13 protein-coding genes are annotated in these 19,339 nt (G+C 35.5%); 5 read left to right on the forward strand and 8 right to left on the reverse strand.

Annotation, left to right across the window (positions count from 1 at the left end; translation table 11 throughout):
- The first annotated feature begins 123 nt into the window (after window positions 1-123).
- Both ABJD27_RS13675 and ABJD27_RS13680 read left to right on the forward strand, forming a co-directional pair.
- Window positions 124-2,952: a TonB-dependent receptor gene (locus ABJD27_RS13675; RefSeq protein ID WP_348170153.1), complete on the forward strand. Its 2,829-nt coding sequence runs from the start codon at window positions 124-126 to the stop codon at window positions 2,950-2,952.
- Between the two features lie 46 nt (window positions 2,953-2,998).
- Window positions 2,999-4,186, forward strand: coding sequence for a multidrug transporter (locus ABJD27_RS13680; protein ID WP_348170156.1), 1,188 nt, complete (start codon window positions 2,999-3,001; stop codon window positions 4,184-4,186).
- 111 nt (window positions 4,187-4,297) lie between these two features.
- Here the strand turns inward: ABJD27_RS13680 and ABJD27_RS13685 are convergent, their stop codons facing one another.
- Window positions 4,298-4,663, reverse strand: coding sequence for a nicotinic acid mononucleotide adenyltransferase (locus ABJD27_RS13685; protein WP_348170158.1), 366 nt, complete (start codon window positions 4,661-4,663; stop codon window positions 4,298-4,300).
- A gap of 379 nt (window positions 4,664-5,042) precedes the next feature.
- On the opposite strand from ABJD27_RS13685, the gene ABJD27_RS13690 reads away from it, so the two are divergent.
- From ABJD27_RS13690 to chrA, 3 genes are all read left to right on the forward strand, one after another.
- Window positions 5,043-6,254, forward strand: coding sequence for a porin (locus ABJD27_RS13690; protein WP_348170161.1), 1,212 nt, complete (start codon window positions 5,043-5,045; stop codon window positions 6,252-6,254).
- A 77-nt stretch (window positions 6,255-6,331) separates the two neighbouring features.
- Entirely contained in the window at window positions 6,332-8,587 is a 2,256-nt protein-coding gene (locus tag ABJD27_RS13695; RefSeq protein ID WP_348170164.1) for an inorganic phosphate transporter, read from the forward strand.
- Window positions 8,588-8,659: 72 nt separating this feature from the next.
- Window positions 8,660-9,814 carry a chromate efflux transporter gene (chrA, locus tag ABJD27_RS13700; RefSeq protein ID WP_348170167.1) on the forward strand — a complete coding sequence of 385 codons (1,155 nt, stop codon included), beginning with the start codon at window positions 8,660-8,662 and terminating at the stop codon, window positions 9,812-9,814.
- A gap of 60 nt (window positions 9,815-9,874) precedes the next feature.
- Here the strand turns inward: chrA and ABJD27_RS13705 are convergent, their stop codons facing one another.
- The 7 genes from ABJD27_RS13705 to ABJD27_RS13735 form a co-directional block, all read right to left on the reverse strand.
- Window positions 9,875-10,627, reverse strand: a complete 753-nt coding sequence (locus ABJD27_RS13705; RefSeq protein WP_348170170.1) for a CPBP family intramembrane glutamic endopeptidase — start codon at window positions 10,625-10,627, stop codon at window positions 9,875-9,877.
- Window positions 10,624-11,130: a hypothetical protein gene (locus tag ABJD27_RS13710; protein ID WP_348170173.1), complete on the reverse strand. Its 507-nt coding sequence runs from the start codon at window positions 11,128-11,130 to the stop codon at window positions 10,624-10,626. The genes ABJD27_RS13705 and ABJD27_RS13710 overlap by 4 nt, the downstream gene beginning before the upstream one ends.
- 165 nt (window positions 11,131-11,295) lie before the next feature.
- A complete protein-coding gene (locus ABJD27_RS13715; protein WP_348170176.1) occupies window positions 11,296-13,902 on the reverse strand; it encodes a ribonucleoside-diphosphate reductase subunit alpha in 2,607 nt (868 codons plus the stop codon).
- Between the two features lie 206 nt (window positions 13,903-14,108).
- Window positions 14,109-15,095, reverse strand: a complete 987-nt coding sequence (locus tag ABJD27_RS13720; protein ID WP_348170179.1) for a ribonucleotide-diphosphate reductase subunit beta — start codon at window positions 15,093-15,095, stop codon at window positions 14,109-14,111.
- Window positions 15,096-15,550: 455 nt separating this feature from the next.
- Window positions 15,551-16,438, reverse strand: a complete 888-nt coding sequence (locus tag ABJD27_RS13725; protein ID WP_348170182.1) for a M28 family peptidase — start codon at window positions 16,436-16,438, stop codon at window positions 15,551-15,553.
- Between the two features lie 133 nt (window positions 16,439-16,571).
- Window positions 16,572-17,318, reverse strand: coding sequence for a succinate dehydrogenase/fumarate reductase iron-sulfur subunit (locus ABJD27_RS13730; RefSeq protein ID WP_348170184.1), 747 nt, complete (start codon window positions 17,316-17,318; stop codon window positions 16,572-16,574).
- 7 nt (window positions 17,319-17,325) lie between these two features.
- Complete coding sequence (locus ABJD27_RS13735) at window positions 17,326-19,338, reverse strand: fumarate reductase/succinate dehydrogenase flavoprotein subunit (protein ID WP_348170187.1); 2,013 nt, start codon at window positions 19,336-19,338, stop codon at window positions 17,326-17,328.
- Window position 19,339: the final 1 nt, after the last annotated feature.

The following is a 19,339-nucleotide window of genomic DNA, read 5'->3' on the forward strand; positions in this document are numbered from 1 at the left end:
TCCTTTCTTACGTAACATTATCGTAACAAAAACCTTACATCATGCTAAAAGAACAATAACACTCACTTAACTCTATTGCTTGATTCCTATCATTTCTTTGCATCAGAAAACAAACCCTAATTAATGAAACAATTTTTTCTCTTTACAATGTTACTTCTTTCTCTTGTCACACAGGCACAAGAAAATGGTTCGATTGCAGGAACATTAACCGACAAAGAAAGTGCTGATGGACAACCACTCCCTTTTGCTAGTGTTATCATAAAAGGAACTACGCAAGGATCTACTTCAGGTTTTGACGGAAATTATATCATTAGTAATGTGGCTCCAGGGACATACACCCTTGTTATTTCTTTTGTAGGATATGAAACTTTAGAAGTTCCCAATGTTGTTGTAGCATCTGATAAAACAATTACAATAAATACAGGACTTGGTGCTAGTGCAGCGGCTCTTGACGAAGTAATTATTACAGGTACTGGATCACGTAAAGAGAGCGTACAAGCTTTACTTATTGACCAGCAAAAAGCTGTTGTTCAAAAACAAAGTATTGGAGCAAAAGAACTTGCTAGCAAAGGAGTAAGTGATGCCGCTGCCGCTGTAACAAAAATCTCTGGAATTTCAAAACAAGAAGGGGGAGGAAATGTATATGTTCGTGGTCTTGGAGATCGTTATCAAAACACAACATATAATGGATTGCCTTTACCATCTAATGATATTAACAAGAAGAATATAGATTTAAGTTTATTCTCTTCAGATCTTATCCAGAATATTGGTGTAAGTAAAACATATGCGGCAAACTTTTATGGAGATTTTGCTGCAGGTAATGTAAACATTGCCTCAAAAGAATACTCGGGTGACTTCTTTATAGAAAGCGATTTAGGCACAGGAATAAACACCAATGCTCAAGGCGAAAATTTTGTAAGAAGTGAAGGAACTAGTTTTTTTGGATACTATAATAGGTATAACAACAATCCATTTGCTACCATTCTTCAAAATGGATTTGACCCAGTAGACGGAGGAACCCCTATTAATATTTCTGGAAAAATCACAGGAGGTAATTCTTGGGACATCGGAGAGGAGTCTCGCCTTAGTGTATTTGCAACTGCAGCCTTTAGCAATAATTTTGAATACCGTGAAGGGCAAGCAGGAAGCTTTACAACAGTAGAAGCTGTAAACTTCCCAAATGCAGAAGAGTATGTATATAACACAAATACAACAGCGTTATTAAATCTTACCTACAGAATAAATGGAGATCATAAAATAAAGTTCAATTCTGTATTTATTAATGATGCTACAGATGAAGTAGGATATTTTGGAACAGAAGGGCAAGGTCGTAATAGAGATGCTATTCTAGATACCGATGAAGGTTTTTATGTGTCAAATGTTCAGTTTGATCAAGATATGATTTTTGTTAATCAATTATTAGGAACACACACGCTAGATGAAAATCTAAAGCTTGATTGGGCTATAGGAGCCAATACAGTATTAGCACGTCAACCAGATCGTAGAAGAATTAGTGTAGAAGGTTTTGATAGAACATTTGACAATGATCCATCAACAAACCCTATCTTCTTTAATAACATTCCTTTTGATAACCAACGTTATTTCCAAGATATAGAAGACAAAGAAATCAATGCTCGTTTAAATCTAGAGTATACTCTTAACGAAAATACCGTATTTAATATAGGGTATAACGGAAGAGTTAAAGAACGTAATTTCGAAAACATCCGTTATGGTTTTGATTTTATAGAGCCTAACACACCCGTACCAGATGTAAATAACTTAGATGCGATATTCACACAAGAGAACTTAGGAGTTGTATATGATACGTTTGTTTTTAATTCATTAAATGATAATGCATCTGGAATAGGTAACAGAAACGTACCTGGAGATCCAGAAAACACATACACAGGAAATCTTGATATCCATGCTGGATATGTAGACGCTACACTTAAATTAGGAGAAAAATGGACTTTTGCTCCTGGAATTCGTATCGAATCTTATAGCCAAGACATCACATATGACGTAATTAACTTACTATCTACAGATCCTGGTTTTGCAAATGCTAGTGAGACATTTATTCTTCCAAGCTTAAATATTAAGTATGCTTTAAAAGAAAATCAAAACTTACGTTTTTCTGCTAGTCGTACAGTATCAAATCCTGAATTTAAAGAAGTTGCACCATTTGTATACGAAGACGTAACAAACCAAACAGGAGGTAATCCAAATATCCTAGGAGATACACCATTTTCAGATATTTACAATATTGATTTAAAATACGAATGGTTCTTCGGAAATAGCGAAATATTCTCTTTTGCCGCTTTCGCAAAGCAAATTAATGATCCTGTAAACTTAGTAGTTGCAAATGATGCCACTGGAACACAACGTTATGTACGTTCTGGAGACCAAGCAGAGGTATTTGGAGCAGAATTAGAGCTTCGTAAAGCGATCTTAAGAAATGAAGATGAGGATGCAATACTATCTTTCGGGTTAAATGTGACGTATACTTTTACAGAACAAGATCTTAAAAACTCTGAAGGTTTTATCAATACCACTTTTGATAGAAATACTGATGAGTTACAAGGAGCTTCTCCTTTCTTAATAAATGCAGATGTAAGCTATAGCCCAACATTTGCCAAATATGAAAACTATACCCCTGTAGCAAACTTAGTATTCTCTTATTTCTCAGATCGTATAGATGCATTAGGTTCTGGGCAATTAGGCAATATCATAGAGACTGGCATCCCTACCCTTGATTTGGTATGGAAGAACAGTTTTGGAGAACATTATGAAATTAACGCAAGTGCAAAAAACTTATTAAATCCTACCATCGAGTTCTTTAGAGAGGGTACCAGTTTAGGAGATGTCCCTGTAAGTGCAGCAAATGGTAGTAGTAGTATTGCACAATACAAGCGAGGAGTACATCTAAGCTTACAATTCAAATACAAATTTTAATAGAAAAATCAATTCAATTATTTAAATCAAAAAATTTACAGAAAAAATGAAAAAATCAATTTTTATTTTCAGTGCCTTATTAGCGATAGTTATAGGTTTTAACTCTTGTTCTAGTGATGATAATGGGGATGTAGAAGTGATTATCAATCCTGACACAAATCCAGATACAGGTCCCGATCCGAATGCTAATACTATCGGCGGAACATTAACCGTAGATCTAACTTTAGAAGCAAATGAAGCGTATGTATTAACAGAAGCACTTATCGTTCCTAATGGGATTACACTAACAATTAACGCTGGTGTTGTTATAAAAGCAAACACAGGATCTGACGTATTTGTTGCTGTTGCTCAAGGAGGAATGATTAATGCCGAAGGGACTTCTTCAAGTCCTATTGTATTTACTTCAAATGATGCCACTCCAAATCCTGGAGATTGGGGAGGGCTTATCGTTTTAGGTAGAGCTCCTATAAACTCTGTTGCAGGAGGTGATGCGACATCTACTTCAGAAATAGGTGGTCTTCCATACGGAGGAAGTATTGCAAATGACAACTCAGGAATTATTCGTTATGTACGTGTTGAGTATTCAGGAGGAAGTGCTAGTGCTTCATCAGAAAACAATGGGTTTTCTTTTTACGGTGTAGGTAATGGTACTACCGTTGAGTTTATTCAGGCTTTTGAAGGCCTTGATGATGGTATCGAGTTTTTCGGAGGTACTGTAAATGCAAATAATGTTTCTGTCATTGGAGCACAAGATGACTCTGTAGACTGGACAGAAGGGTTTACTGGAACACTTACTGATGTATATATCGAGCACAGACAAGCACATGATAAAGGAATAGAAGGAGACGGTTTTAATACAGATATAGGGAATAATGCAAGTCCTCTCTTTTTCTCTGCACCAACAATTAACAACATTACTATTGTAGGTCTTGGATCTACAAATGAAAATGAAGCAGTACGTTTAAGAGCTGGAACAAGAGCTATACTTACAAATGTATTAATCGAAGGATATGAAGAAGGTTTCGACCTTGATGGTGATGCAGGAGACAGCCCAACTGGACAAGGAGTTTTAGATGGTAACACAGGCGTAACTGATGTTTCATTTACAGATGTGATCTTACATCTTAAAAACGATACGGGAACAACATTTACAGATGTAGACTTTTTCTCAGGAATAGGAAACGGTACTGGTACTGATTATGCTACTTGGAGAACAGGATGGACTCGTAACTAATTCTTTAAAATATTACAGTTTTAGCCACATGCAAAAACCCGATCTATATAGGTCGGGTTTTTATTTTTTATACGCTTTCGCGAAAGCGGACTATATCTTATAAGAAACAAGCTACTTATTGCTCACCACTCGAGAATCTTTATTTTTCCAAGTATTTACAGAAGCAATGCGAGAATTTTCATAATCTACTTCTGTAAGTGTATCCTCATTCCAAAAAAACCATGTACCTACCTTAGCTCCATTATCATAGTATGCAGTGGCAGTTTTCTTCCCTTCCAAGTTATAACTCACCCATTCTCCAGTAAGTTTTCCAGCCTTGGTATAAAATCCTGTCTGACTTACTTCTCCAGTATCAAAATACAAAACAGCTTCAATACGATCACCGTTTTGTATATACGTGTTTTTCTTAATTTTCTCTTGTGCTTGAACTGTCGCAAACCCAAAGACTAATACGAGTAGTACTACTATCTTTTTCATAATATATTATATGTTTTGTTTGTCGACAACACTAAGTTAATAATTCTCTAACAATTTAGAAAACTTTAGATAACATTAAATTTACATTAATCTTTTAATCTATTGATTGTCAATATTATAAAAAACAAAATAATATCAATAAATTAAATAAAAATTAAAGATTACCTAATATTATGATTACACTAGAATAAAGAATGTATATGATATTTGTAGTCCTTCTTAGAAGGAAACATTTCATGATCATTAGTTTTTGTCGACCGGGTTTTGAAGTGAGGGCTGCCATAAGGCAGCCCTATTTTTTCACTTAATCGTAATCTACACCTAACATTAAGTTAACATTAGGATCGGTTCTTTGCACTCGACAAAAACTAATAATAGAATGAAACTTAAGCTTACCCTAATTGCAGTACTTTTATGTACTTGTTTTACTTTAAATGCACAACAGACTACCGATTCTAAATTTGGAAAAGGAGTTTTTAATGTCATTGCAAAAGATAGCTCTTGGAGCATGAAATTTGCAACACGTATGCAATTCTTATCGACCTCTACGCTTGCGGCAAATGACCCAAACTCTGCCGAGGTAGATCAAAACTTTCTAGTACGTAGAGCTCGTTTTAAATTTAATGGCTTTGCTTTTAGCCCAAAATTCAAATACAAATTTGAGCTAGGACTTTCTAACAGGGACATCTCTGGCGCAAGTCAATTTACACGTGATGCTCCGAGATACATTCTTGATGCAGTCGTTATGTGGAACTTTGCTCCAGATTGGGAACTATGGGTAGGTCAAACTAAACTTCCAGGTAATATAGAGCGTGTGATTTCTTCTGGAAACTTACAATTTGTAGATCGTTCTTTATTAAACTCTCGTTTTAACATAGATCGTGATGTAGGATTACAATTACGTCACAAAGATAAATTAGGAAAGAACTTCGTCATTAGAGAAAAGATAGCCGTTTCTCAAGGAGAAGGAAGAAACGTTACTCAAGGAAATCAAGGCGGACTTCAATATACAGGTAGAGTAGAGTTTTTACCATTTGGAGAATTTACAAGCAAAGGAGATTATTCTTCTAGTGATTTAAAACGAGAACCAACTCCAAAATTAATGGTTGCTGCGACTTATGATCATAACAATAATGCGGTACGCTCAAGAAGTAATTTGGGAAGCTACTTATTTATAGATGGAAGCGATGATCCAGAAGATCTTTTTGAAACAAACATAAACACCATATTTGTTGATGCAATTTTCAAATACCAAGGATTTTCATTTCAAGGAGAATATGCACACCGTGATGCAGAAGATGTTTTTGCTATAAACACAGATGGAACTACTGCAGGAAATGTAGAAGTAGGTAATTCTATAAACCTACAAGCGGGTTATTTATTACCTAGCAACTGGGAATTTTCTGGAAGATATACAAACGTAACCTTAGATGACATCATCGGTGGTCGTGATACAGACCAATATACTGTTGGCGCATCAAAATTTATTGTTGGTCATAAACTCAAAGTACAATCAGATTTAACATACGAAACTATAAACGGGGACGGTACTAACTGGATCTTTCGTTTACAATTAGATGTTCACTTTTAATCAAATAGATAACATTAAGGTAACACTTGATTGAATTAAGAATCTAATTTTTGCAATATATTTTAATCTAGATAACAATGGATAATCTTTATATTTTAATGATCGGAGCTTTAGTCATACTGGCTGTCTTCGATATCATCGTAGGTGTAAGTAACGATGCCGTAAACTTTTTGAATTCAGCAATCGGATCAAAAGTAATTAGTTTTAGAACCATTATGATCATTGCCAGTCTTGGTATTTTCATTGGTGCAGTATATTCGGGTGGTTTAATGGAGGTTGCTCGTAAAGGGATTTTTGTCCCCGGCCAATTCACCTTTGAAGAAATTATGGTCATATGTATGGCCGTTATGATAGCAGATATATTACTGCTTGATTTCTTTAATACCCTTGGCCTTCCTACCTCTACCACAGTATCTATCGTATTTAACTTATTAGGAGCAGCTGTAGTAATGGCTATCATTAAGATCACAGCAAACAGTGATCAATCGATGGAAGATATTTGGACGTACATCAACTCTGAAAAAGCACTAAGTATCATCAGTGGTATACTCCTCTCGGTTGTGATTGCATTTTCTGTAGGTGCCATTGTCCAGTTCATATCTCGTTTGATTTTCACTTTTAATTATGAGCGAAAAATCAAAAACTTTGGAGCTATTTTTGGAGGAGTTGCACTTGCAGCTATCACCTATTTTATCTTTATGAAAGGATTAAAAGGAACACCTCAATATAAAGATATTAAAGGGATTCTAGAAGGAAATGAGATGTACATAATGATAGGGAGTTTTGTTTTCTGGACATTATTCTCTTATGCGTTTGAAAAAATATTTAAAAAGACAGTACTAATCGTCGTTATTGGCGTAGGAACTTTTGGACTTGCACTCGCTTTTTCTGGAAATGACCTTGTAAACTTTATCGGTGTACCGATGTTAGGTTGGCACTCATATGAACTTTGGTCTGCATCTGGAGTTCCTGCTGCTGAATTCTTAATGGGAGATCTTGACAAAAAAGTACCAGCAGAACCATTTATTCTTTTTATCGCAGGAGCCATTATGGTAGTTACCTTATGGACATCAAAAAAGGCACGTACTGTTGCTGATACAGAAATAGGACTTTCTAGACAAGATGAAGGAAAAGAAAAGTTCAAACCAAACGCACTTTCACGTGCCGTTGTAAAAGGAACTACATATATCAATAGCGGAATAAGTGCTATTCTCCCTAAAGGAACACTTGCAAATCTAAATTCAAGATTTGAAAAGCCAGTTGTAGATTTACCTAGATCTAAAAGCTATGAACTTCCAGCTTTTGATATGATTAGAGCTTCTATTAACCTTGTTGTTGCAGGTATTTTAATATCCATCGCAACCTCTATGAAGTTACCATTATCAACTACCTATGTAACATTTATGGTAGCTATGGGTACTTCTCTTGCAGATCGTGCTTGGGGTAGAGAAAGTGCTGTATACAGAGTAGCTGGTGTGTTAAATGTAATTGGAGGATGGTTCTTCACAGCATTTAGTGCATTTTGTGCCGCTGGAACACTTGCATTCTTAATTCACTTAGGAGGTCCTACTGGTCGTTTTGCAGTAGTTGCTATTTTACTTATTGTAGCCGCAGCTCTATTAGTAAGAAACTATCTTTCTCATAAGAAAAACAGCGCTCTTGCCAAAGAAGAATCAAACTTAAGCAGAGCCGAAAGTCAGACTATTCAAGGCATCATTGAAGAAAGTGCAGACAATATCGCAAAAACAGTTTCTAGAACAAACAAGATCTACACAAACGTACTTAAAGGACTTGCCAAAGGTAAAGTAGGTAGTCTTAAAAAGAGTCGTGCTGGTGTAGAAAAACTTAATGATGAGATAGATGAACTACGTGGTAATATTTTTTACTTCATAAAAAACTTAGAAGAAACTAGCGTACGCGGAAGTAATTTTTATATCCAGATTTTAGGATATCTAGAAGATATTACACAATCTTTAGAATATATTGCAAAAGCTAGTTATAAACACGTAAACAACAACCACAAACCTTTACGTTTTAATCAAATAAGAGATCTTCAAGAAATTAACAAAAAACTAAATGAGTTCTTGAGCGCTACAGAGATGGCATTTAAAGATCGTAATTATGCACAGATAGGAGATCTTCTAGGTCAAAAAGAAGAACTTTATAACAATGTGACTGAAAAAATTCAAAAACAAGTAGCTCGTACTCGTTCTGAAGAATCCAGTCCTAAGAATACAACCTTATACTTTGGTTTATTATTAGAGACAAAAGATCTTATTGAAGAGATTATGAATCTTTTAGATTTATATCACAATGAGCACCAACAGTCATAAAATATACAAACATATTTAATACCTTAGACCTGATAAAGTGATTCTTTATCAGGTCTTTTTTTATACTAAAACATGAATACGCTTTCGCGAAAATCAACTCCACCAGCATCCAAAAACAAACTTAAAGAAGTAGCTCTTGTTTTTTTTAAATTAGGTTGTTTTGCTTTTGGAGGTCCAGCCGCCCACATAGCTATGATGGAAGATGAAATTGTATCCAAACGCAAATGGATGTCTAGAGAACACTTTCTAGATCTTATAGGCGCTACAAATCTTATTCCAGGTCCTAACTCTACAGAAATGACCATGCATTGTGGTCATGAACGTGCAGGAAGCAAAGGATTATTTATCGCAGGAATTTCTTTTATAATTCCTGCCGTCATTATTACTGCATTACTAGCATACCTCTATGTTTCTTATGGAAAACTTCCAGAAATAGCTCCTTTCCTTTTTGGTATTAAACCAGCTGTACTCGCCATTATAGCATCGGCTATTTTAAAACTAGGAAAGAAAGCTACAAAAACAATAGATCTTATTATTATAGGAATACTAGTACTCATCATTACATTACTAGGCGTACATGAGATTATTGCCTTACTTGGTGCTGGTGTTATAGGAACGCTTTATTTCTATCTAAAATCAAAAACCATTACAACGGCAAAAACCATTATTCCATTACCTATAGTGATCTCATCGCTACTTATTAAAACGCCTGTGCTTCATGTTTTTTGGACATTTCTTAAAGTTGGCGCTATATTATATGGTAGTGGTTATGTTCTTTTTGCATACCTAGATGCAGAACTCGTCACCAAAGGATGGCTCACCAGAACAGAACTCATAGACGCCATTGCTGTTGGGCAATTTACACCTGGACCTGTACTCTCTACAGCTACTTTTATAGGTTATCAACTTTCTGGATTTGGAGGAGCACTTGCAGCAACTGCTGGAATCTTTTTACCCTCTTTTATCTTTGTCTTGATCTTAAATCCATTTGTTTCTAAAATGCGTTCATCTAAGGTTCTTAGCTATTTTTTAGATACTGTAAATGTTGGCGCAGTAGCTATTATGCTCGCCGTCTTAATTACTATGGGATTAGAAACACTTACCGATTGGCGCGCTATTGTTATTGCAGTTATAAGTGCCTTTTTTATATTCAGCAAGTGGAAGTTAAACGTTATGTGGATTATTGCTGGAGGTGCAATTCTTGGGTGTTTACTGCAATTAGTATAGTTAATTTTGCTTTCGCGAAAGCGTATAAAATAACATCACCTTACCTAATTAACTCTCTTTCTAGTAAAAGTAATAATCTAGCATAAGCACTAAAAAATTATGTATGAAATGCACAATCATTCCCAACCATAATGTTTGATATCGTTGTCGCAAATACCCTAAAAATATCCCAAAAGGAAAGATCCAAATAAAAGAAATCAATGAAAAATGTACCAAAGCAAAAAGAAATGACGTTCCAATAATAGTAACTTGTACAGAACTCACTTTTCTCAATTCATTAAATAAAAAACCCCTAAATGCTAGTTCTTCAAAAATAGGAGGCAAAATAGCAATAAAGAAAATAGCCCAAAATAATGAATTCTCATAAGCTACATACTCAGCAAACATATTACTATCTCCATACTCTCCTAGTGCTTCATTAATCCAATCAATTCCATAATACACAACAACTGCACTACCTATAGGAATTAAGAGAGTCATGAGTATTCCTTTTACATCTATATCGCGTATAATGTATAGTCTTATAATAGCTCTCCAATCTAAAAAACAAAAGCCCAATGTAATTACTATAAAAGCGACCTCTATGATTACTTCTGAGGTAAAACTATAATCTGTAGCAAATACTGTATTATTAACGATAGCAAGAACTAAGAACGCTACATAAAAAGCAATAATAGCATATACACTTTTTTCTAAACCTGCATTTTTAGAACATTTTATAGAAGCACCACAACTACCACAAAACTTTGCTTTTGCAACCAAAGGCGCACTACAGTTATCACAATGATGTGTTGACAAAGAATCCTGACTCACCTTATTCCTTGCTTTAAATGTAACGCAGCATGTATTCCCTTTGCAAGATATACAATAACTAATACCCTGATGATGACTCCACTAAAAATAGTAGTAGGATCTAGAATAGCCCCTAGTACAATAATGGTAATATAAACGAGTAATCCCAAAATTAAAGCTACCAATGGTTTTTGTTGTGACCAATATCCCAATACTACATAGATGACAGCAAGAATCGTCTGTGTAATAAGAACTTCGCTATCTTCATCTAATAAAAAGAAAAAAACGACTCCCGATATCATCTTAAGTGCTGCTATAATAAATAAGATATTTCTAGCACTTGTAATACCTCCTCGCGCTTCGCTGGATTTACGCATGTTTAATATGCGATCTGCATGAAACTTTGATTGTTCTTGCTTTGTTCCTTTTTCAGGAAATCCACAAGACACGCAGAAAGCTTGATCTTCTTCCATCACGACATCACAAAAAGAGCATTGTAGAGGATCTAATATCTTCTCTTCCATAAATAGCATTGTTTTCTGATGAAGATATAATAAAATATTGAAAATTAAATCGCAATAATACACAAAACAAAACCCAATTTCTAAAAGTAGAAATTGGGTTTATTAATAACACTTGATAAAATTTCTGTTCTCTCTACTTAATTGTAGATATTCAACAACAATATCTTAAGAACCACACATTAAGCAATCATCATCACCTTCTGATGCTTTTGCTTGTGCTATGATCGCCTTCATTTCATCTGGCGTCATTGGTGCTGTATTAGGTTGCGTTGTCTGCGTTTGCCCTTGAAGGCTTGATTGTTGCGCCTCGTATGATGGTGCTGGCTCTTCAAGAGTCATTTGCACTTGCATCTCTGCAGCTGCTTCTGCATGTTGAATCACTTGCGGTGGCACATTACTTTGTGTATTTGCTTGTGTTAATGGAGCTACGGTTTGTTGTGTTGCTTCCAATTTTTGCGCGGCTCTTGCTGCCACTTGTTGTTGTGGTTGAGGAGCACTTTTTTTCTCTGCAGAAAGCGTAAATTTCTTAGCATCTACAGCAGATTTTGTACGTAAATAATACATACCTGTTTTTAATCCACTCTGCCAAGCATAGAAATGCATAGAAGTCAGCTTTGCAAAATTAGCTCCTTCCATAAATAGGTTTAGAGATTGTGATTGATCTATAAAGTATCCTCTATGACGAGACATATCTATAATATCTTTCATACTCATTTCCCATACAGTCTTATAGAGTTCTTTTAATTCTTGAGGAATCACATTAATTTCTTGAATAGATCCATTTGCACGCATAATAGCCGCTTTAAGATCATCATTCCAAAGATTAAGAGCAACAAGATCTTCAAGAAGATGTTTGTTTACTACGATAAACTCTCCAGATAATACACGACGTGTATAAATATTTGAAGTATATGGTTCAAACGCTTCGTTATTTCCAAGAATTTGAGATGTAGATGCTGTAGGCATAGGCGCTACAAGTAATGAATTACGCACTCCATGTTCTATCACTTCTTTACGTAAGCCTGTCCAATCCCAACGACCACTCAATTCTTCATCTTTGATATTCCAAAGGTTGTATTGGAATTCTCCTTTTGAAATAGGAGATCCTTCAAATGAAGAATAAGGTCCTTCTTTTATCGCTAAATCTTTTGAAGCTGTTACTGCTGCAAAATAGAGTGTTTCAAAAATCTCTTGATTTAATTTTTTTGCTTCATCACTTGTAAAAGGCAAACGCAGTTTAATAAACGTATCTGCAAGACCTTGCACACCTAGTCCGATAGGACGATGACGCATATTTGAATTTTCTGCTTCTTTTACAGGATAGTAATTACGATCTATAACTACATTTAAGTTTTTAGTCGCTCTTACTGTAATATTATATAGTTCTTGATGATCAAAAGCACCATCTTTTACAAACATAGGAAGTGCTATAGACGCTAGATTACATACTGCGATTTCATCTGGAGAGGTATACTCAAGAATTTCCGTACATAAGTTTGAAGAACGTATTGTCCCCAAATTCTTTTGATTAGACTTACGGTTTGCAGCATCTTTATAAAGCATATATGGAGTTCCTGTCTCTATTTGAGACTCCATAATCTTCTCCCAAAGCTCACGTGCTTTGATAGTTCTACGCCCTTTTCCTTCTTCTTCATATTTTGTATACAGTGCTTCAAATTCATCACCATAAACATCAAAAAGGTTAGGACATTCATTTGGACACATTAATGTCCATTGTCCATCTTCTTGTACTCTTTTCATGAATAAATCAGAAATCCACATGGCATAAAATAAATCACGTGCTCTCATTTCTTCTGCACCGTGATTTTTCTTAAGATCTAAGAAATCAAAAATATCGGCATGCCAAGGTTCCATGTAAATAGCAAAAGAACCTTTACGTTTTCCTCCTCCTTGATCTACATATCTTGCTGTATCGTTAAATACTTTAAGCATAGGAACGATACCATTAGATGTACCATTTGTACCTCCTATGTATGCACCTTTTGCACGAACGTTATGAATAGATAATCCTATTCCTCCAGCACTTTGAGAAATTTTTGCAGTTTGTTTAAGTGTATCATAAATACCATCTATACTGTCTTCCTTCATTGTCAGTAGGAAACAAGAAGACATTTGTGGTTTAGGGGTGCCTGAGTTAAATAACGTAGGCGTTGCATGCGTAAAGTATTTTTTAGACATTAACTCATACGTCTCTTTTGCAGCTTCTAGGTCATTTAAATGAATTCCTATAGAAACACGCATTAGCATATGCTGAGGACGTTCGGCAATTTGTCCATTAATTTTTAAAAGGTATGAACGTTCTAATGTTTTAAAACCAAAGTAATCATATCCAAAATCACGGTTATAAATAATCATAGAGTCGATGGCATCTTTGTTGCTCATCATCACCTCATATACTTCATCTGCGATCATTGGAGCTTTCTTCCCTGTACGTGGGTTTACATATTCATACAGGTCTGTCATCACTTCTGAGAAAGATTTTTTTGTGTTTTTATGTAGATTAGAGACAGAAATACGCGCCGCAAGTTTTGCATAATCTGGATGACTTGTAGTCATCGAAGCTGCGGTTTCTGCTGCTAGATTATCAAGCTCACTTGTAGTTACTCCATCATAAAGTCCTTCGATAACGCGCATCGATATTTTCACTGGATCTACAAAGTCGCTAAGTCCATAGCATAATTTTTTTACTCTAGAAGTAATCTTGTCAAACATGACCGGTTCCTGACGGCCATCTCTTTTTACTACATACATACACTTAAAATATTAATTCTCCCCAAAAAGTATTCCCCCAAATTGAGAAAAGGTTTGTTAATTTGTTAGTTTATACAGTTCATCCCAAAACTGTACGGGTTATGATTTGTTATTATTGAGTTCGTTATTTTGGTTATATCAAGTTATACCATTTCGCGAAAGCGGTCTTCTACGTATTACAAAAGACCCAAGAGTTCATTTTTAATTTAAAAAGAGGCGTCAAAACTAATTTTCTGACCTTCTCCATTGTCATCCTTATCTTTTACAACACCTGCTTTTTGGTATTCTCCAACTCGTTTTTCAAAGAAATTTGTTTTTCCTTGGAGTGAGATCATATCCATAAAGTCAAAAGGATTTGCAGTGTTATATACTTTCTCACAGTCTAATTCTGTAAGTAAGCGGTCTGTCACATATTCTAGATATTGTGTCATTAGGGTTGAATTCATCCCGATAAGGCTAACAGGTAGCGACTCAGTAATAAATTCACGCTCTATATCTAGTGCGTTAACGATAATATCTTTAATACGGTCTTTAGGTACTTTATTAATCAAGTGATGATTATGTAAGTGTACAGCAAAATCGCAGTGTACTCCTTCATCACGTGAAATTAATTCATTAGAAAACGTAAGTCCAGGCATAAGCCCTCTTTTCTTTAACCAGTAAATAGAACAGAAAGCTCCTGAGAAGAAAATTCCTTCTACAGCTGCAAAAGCAATAAGGCGCTCTGCAAAGCTTGGACTATCTATCCACTGTAAAGCCCAATCTGCTTTTTTCTTAATAGCAGGGAAGTTCTCTAAAGCATTAAAAAGTTTATCTTTTTCTACTTCATCCTTTACGTAGGTGTCAATGAGTAGTGAGTAGGTTTCAGAATGGATGTTCTCCATCATAATTTGGAATCCATAAAAGAATTTTGCTTCAGAATATTGTACTTCGTTTACAAAATTCTCTGCAAGGTTTTCATTTACGATTCCGTCAGATGCGGCAAAAAAAGCTAAGATATGTTTGATGAAATAACGTTCATCATCATTGAGTTTTGTAGACCAATCGGTAAGGTCTTGATGTAAATCAATCTCTTCTGCAGTCCAAAAACTTGCTTCTGATTTCTTATACCACTCCCATATATCATGGTGCTCGATAGGAAATATCACAAATCGGTCTTTGTTTTCTGCTAAGATAGGCTCTACTACACTCATTGTCCGTATGATTTAAAGTTTGGTTTTTTTCATTCCACTAGGGACTAACAAATATCAATAAAAAAGAGGTTGAGCATTCAATATCACAACTGTGGTTATCCACAAAGTTTTCAACACAAGTCAAAAAATAATTTTCTTAGTATTTTGTTAAACAAAATACACATATATCTGGTTATCAATATTTTAAATACATGATCTTATTCTTTAAAATAGGACCCGATTTTACTCAAAAAACCACGTCACCAAGGCTTTTTACGCTTGTTTACTAACATTTTTAATAACGTTTTGATAACATTGAGAATTAAAATTATGTGTAGTCAAAAAAAAAGATTACACAGATTTATTCAAACTTTCAAACGTCATTTCAAACAAAAAAGCCTAAGTATTTCTACTTAGGCTTTTTGCGATATTAAAATACCTAAAACAGGTATTTTTCATGTTATGAATCACGTTTTTTAAAAATCACTTTTATCTATTTGAATAAAAACAGATAGAATAAGGCGAACTGCATCTTTATAAAAACCTGGAGTTATCTTTTCATAGTCATCTGTTGGATTATGATATCCAGGGTGGTCCTCATCTCCAAAATATAAAAAAGGGATTTTTGCCTTATGAAAAGCTCCATGATCTGACGCACTTGTCCAATCTTCTTTTCCATCTCCTCCATCATGTCCTATTAACAGTTTTGACTGAGTAGGGTTTTTAAGGTTTTCTATAATAGACTTTAATTTCTCATTATGTGGTGTCCCAACAACATACAATTCCTTCTTTTCACTTCTACTAATCATGTCCATATTAAGGTTTGCAGCAATAGTTGCTCCTTTCATTTTATCCACAAAATAATAAGCACCTTGCAAACCTAATTCTTCCCCATCAAAAGCAGCTAATACTACAGTATACCTAGGTGGGTTCTTTTTAAGATATTCAGCAAAACTAAAAAGCGCTGCTACTCCTGATGCATCATCATCTGCTCCATTATACACTTCCCCATCACGAATACCTAGATGATCATAATGTGCACTAATAACAATATATTTATCTGGGAATTCTGTTCCCTTAACTTGTGCCAGCACATTTGCTGCCTGATATTCTTTCCCTCTTGCTTCAAATGTAAATTTATGTTCATATTTACTTCCAAAGGAAGAAACCCCAAGGTCTTTAAACGTCTTTATAATATACTTACGTGCAAGCAATCCTCCTTTTTCTCCTGTTCTTCTACCTTCAAATGCATCAGAAGACAATGTTTTTAATCGTTCTAATAACTGATCTTCTTTAAAGGACTGCCCAAAAGCGGTAACTCCAATAAACAGAAATAACACAAGAAGTTGAATGTTTTTTTTCATGTATTTAAAAATTTTATTTACTACGCTAAGATAGTAACTAAAAAACCCAAATCTTATTATGAGATTTGGGTTCTTTTATTTTTTTATACGCTTTCGCGAAAGCGTATTTAGAAGTCTTTAAAACATTTAGGAATTACCCCTTCATACTCGCCGACATATACTCACGATTCATACGTGCTATATTTTCTAATGATATTCCTTTAGGACACTCTACTTCACAAGCGCCTGTATTTGTACAGTTACCGAAACCTTCTTCATCCATTTGCTTCACCATATTAAGCACACGATCTGTAGCTTCTACCTTTCCTTGAGGTAATAATGCAAACTGACTTACTTTTGCGCTTACAAATAGCATCGCACTTGAGTTTTTACAACTTGCCACACAGGCTCCACAACCTATACAAGTTGCTGCATCAAAGGCTGCATCTGCATGTACCTTTTCTATAGGAATCGCATTTGCATCTTGTGTATTACCTGATGTGTTTATAGAAATAAACCCTCCTGCATGTTGTATACGATCAAAAGAAGAACGATCTACTATCAAATCTTTTACGACTGGAAATCCAGCAGCTCTAAATGGCTCTATCGTGATAACATCACCATCCTTAAACTTACGCATATGTAGTTGACACGTCGTTACCAAACGATCAGGACCATGGGCTTCCCCATTTATGAATAGTGAGCACATTCCACAAATTCCTTCACGGCAATCATGATCAAAAGCTACAGGTTCATCACCCTGCTCTATAAGTTGATTATTTAATACATCTAGCATTTCTAAGAAAGACATATCTCCATTGATTCCATCAATAGGATAGGTTTCCATGTTTCCTTTTGCAGTTGCGTTTTTTTGACGCCAAATCTTCAAAGTAAGTTTCATATCTTTCTTATTTATAGCTTCTTTGTTTCAACTCAATATTCTTGTACTCTAACTCTTCTTTATGCAATACAGCATCTTTAGGAGCTCCTTTATATTCCCAAGCAGATACAAACGTAAAGTTTTCATCATCACGCTTTGCTTCTCCTTTTTGAGGCCCATCTTCTTCTACAGATTCTTCACGGAAATGACCTCCACAAGATTCATTACGAGTAAGAGCATCTTTTGCAAACAGCTCTCCTAATTCTAAGAAATCTGCTACACGGAGTGCTTTTGCTAGTTCTTCATTAAACTCATCTTGCCCTCCAGGCACTCGTACATCTTTATAAAATTCTTCACGTAATGCAGAGATTTCTTCAATAGCGCTTTCAAGATCTTTAGCATTACGAGACATCCCACATTTTTCCCACATAATCTTCCCAAGACGCTTATGGAAATGATCAACAGGTTTTTCTCCATTGTTATTGACCAATGCATCTATTTGAGTACGTACATTCTTTTCTGCTTCTTCAAAAGCTTTATTATCTGTAGAGATAGGTCCTGTACGAATATCATCGGACAAGTAGTCTCCTATTGTATATGGAAGTACAAAATATCCATCTGCCAGTCCTTGCATTAATGCCGAAGCTCCTAATCGGTTTGCTCCGTGATCTGAGAAGTTTGCTTCTCCTATCGCAAATAACCCTGGCACTGTTGTTTGTAAGTTATAATCTACCCAGATACCTCCCATCGTATAGTGTACCGCAGGATAAATCATCATCGGTGTTTCGTATGGATTTTGATCTACAATTTTATTGTACATCTGGAATAGGTTTCCATATTTATTTTTAATGACTTCTGTTCCTAGTCTTTTTACAACTGTGGCGTCATTTGCATCTTCATGATTCACAAGTGCTTGTTCTTTTCCGTAACGTTGTATTGCACTTGCAAAATCAAGATATACTGCTTCTCCTGTTGCATTTACTCCATATCCAGCATCGCAACGTTCTTTTGCTGCACGAGAGGCTACATCACGAGGTACGAGGTTACCAAATGCTGGGTAACGACGCTCTAAGTAATAATCTCTATCACCTTCGGCGATGTCTATAGGTTTTAATGTACCTGCACGGATTCCCTCTACATCTTCTTTTTTCTTAGGCACCCAGATACGTCCATCATTACGTAATGACTCTGACATCAAAGTCAATTTAGATTGGTGATCTCCAGATACTGGAATACACGTAGGGTGAATTTGCGTATAACAAGGGTTTGCAAAATAAGCTCCTCTTTTGTGTGCTTTCCAAGCAGCAGTCACATTAGATCCCATTGCATTGGTAGAAAGGTAAAATACATTACCATATCCTCCTGTTCCTAATACCACTGCGTGAGCAGCATGACGCTCAATTTCTCCTGTAATTAAGTTACGTGTAATAATCCCACGTGCTTTCCCATCTACGACTACAACATCTAGCATCTCGTGACGGTTATACATTTTTATCTTACCTCGACCTATCTGACGGTTCATCGCAGAGTAGGCTCCAAGTAATAATTGTTGTCCTGTTTGTCCTTTTGCATAAAAAGTACGACTTACCAATACCCCTCCAAAAGAACGGTTATCTAGTAGTCCTCCATAATCACGTGCAAATGGCACTCCTTGTGCTACACACTGATCAATAATATTTGCAGATACCTCAGCAAGGCGATATACATTAGACTCACGACTACGGTAATCTCCTCCTTTTACTGTATCATAAAAAAGACGGTAGTTAGAATCTCCATCTCCTTGGTAGTTTTTTGCTGCATTAATTCCTCCTTGTGCTGCAATAGAGTGTGCACGACGTGGAGAATCTTGAAAGCAAAATGCTTTTACGTTATATCCTAATTCTGCAAGGGTTGCCGCAGCAGAGCCTCCTGCAAGACCTGTACCTACAACAATCACGTCTATAAGGCGTTTGTTTGCAGGATTTACAAGGTTAATTTCGTTTTTATAGTTCGTCCACTGATCTGCTAGTGGTCCTTGAGGTGTTTTTGAATCTAATGCCATA

This window comes from Dokdonia sp., assembly GCF_039945015.1.
Taxonomy (GTDB): Bacteria; Bacteroidota; Bacteroidia; order Flavobacteriales; family Flavobacteriaceae; genus Dokdonia.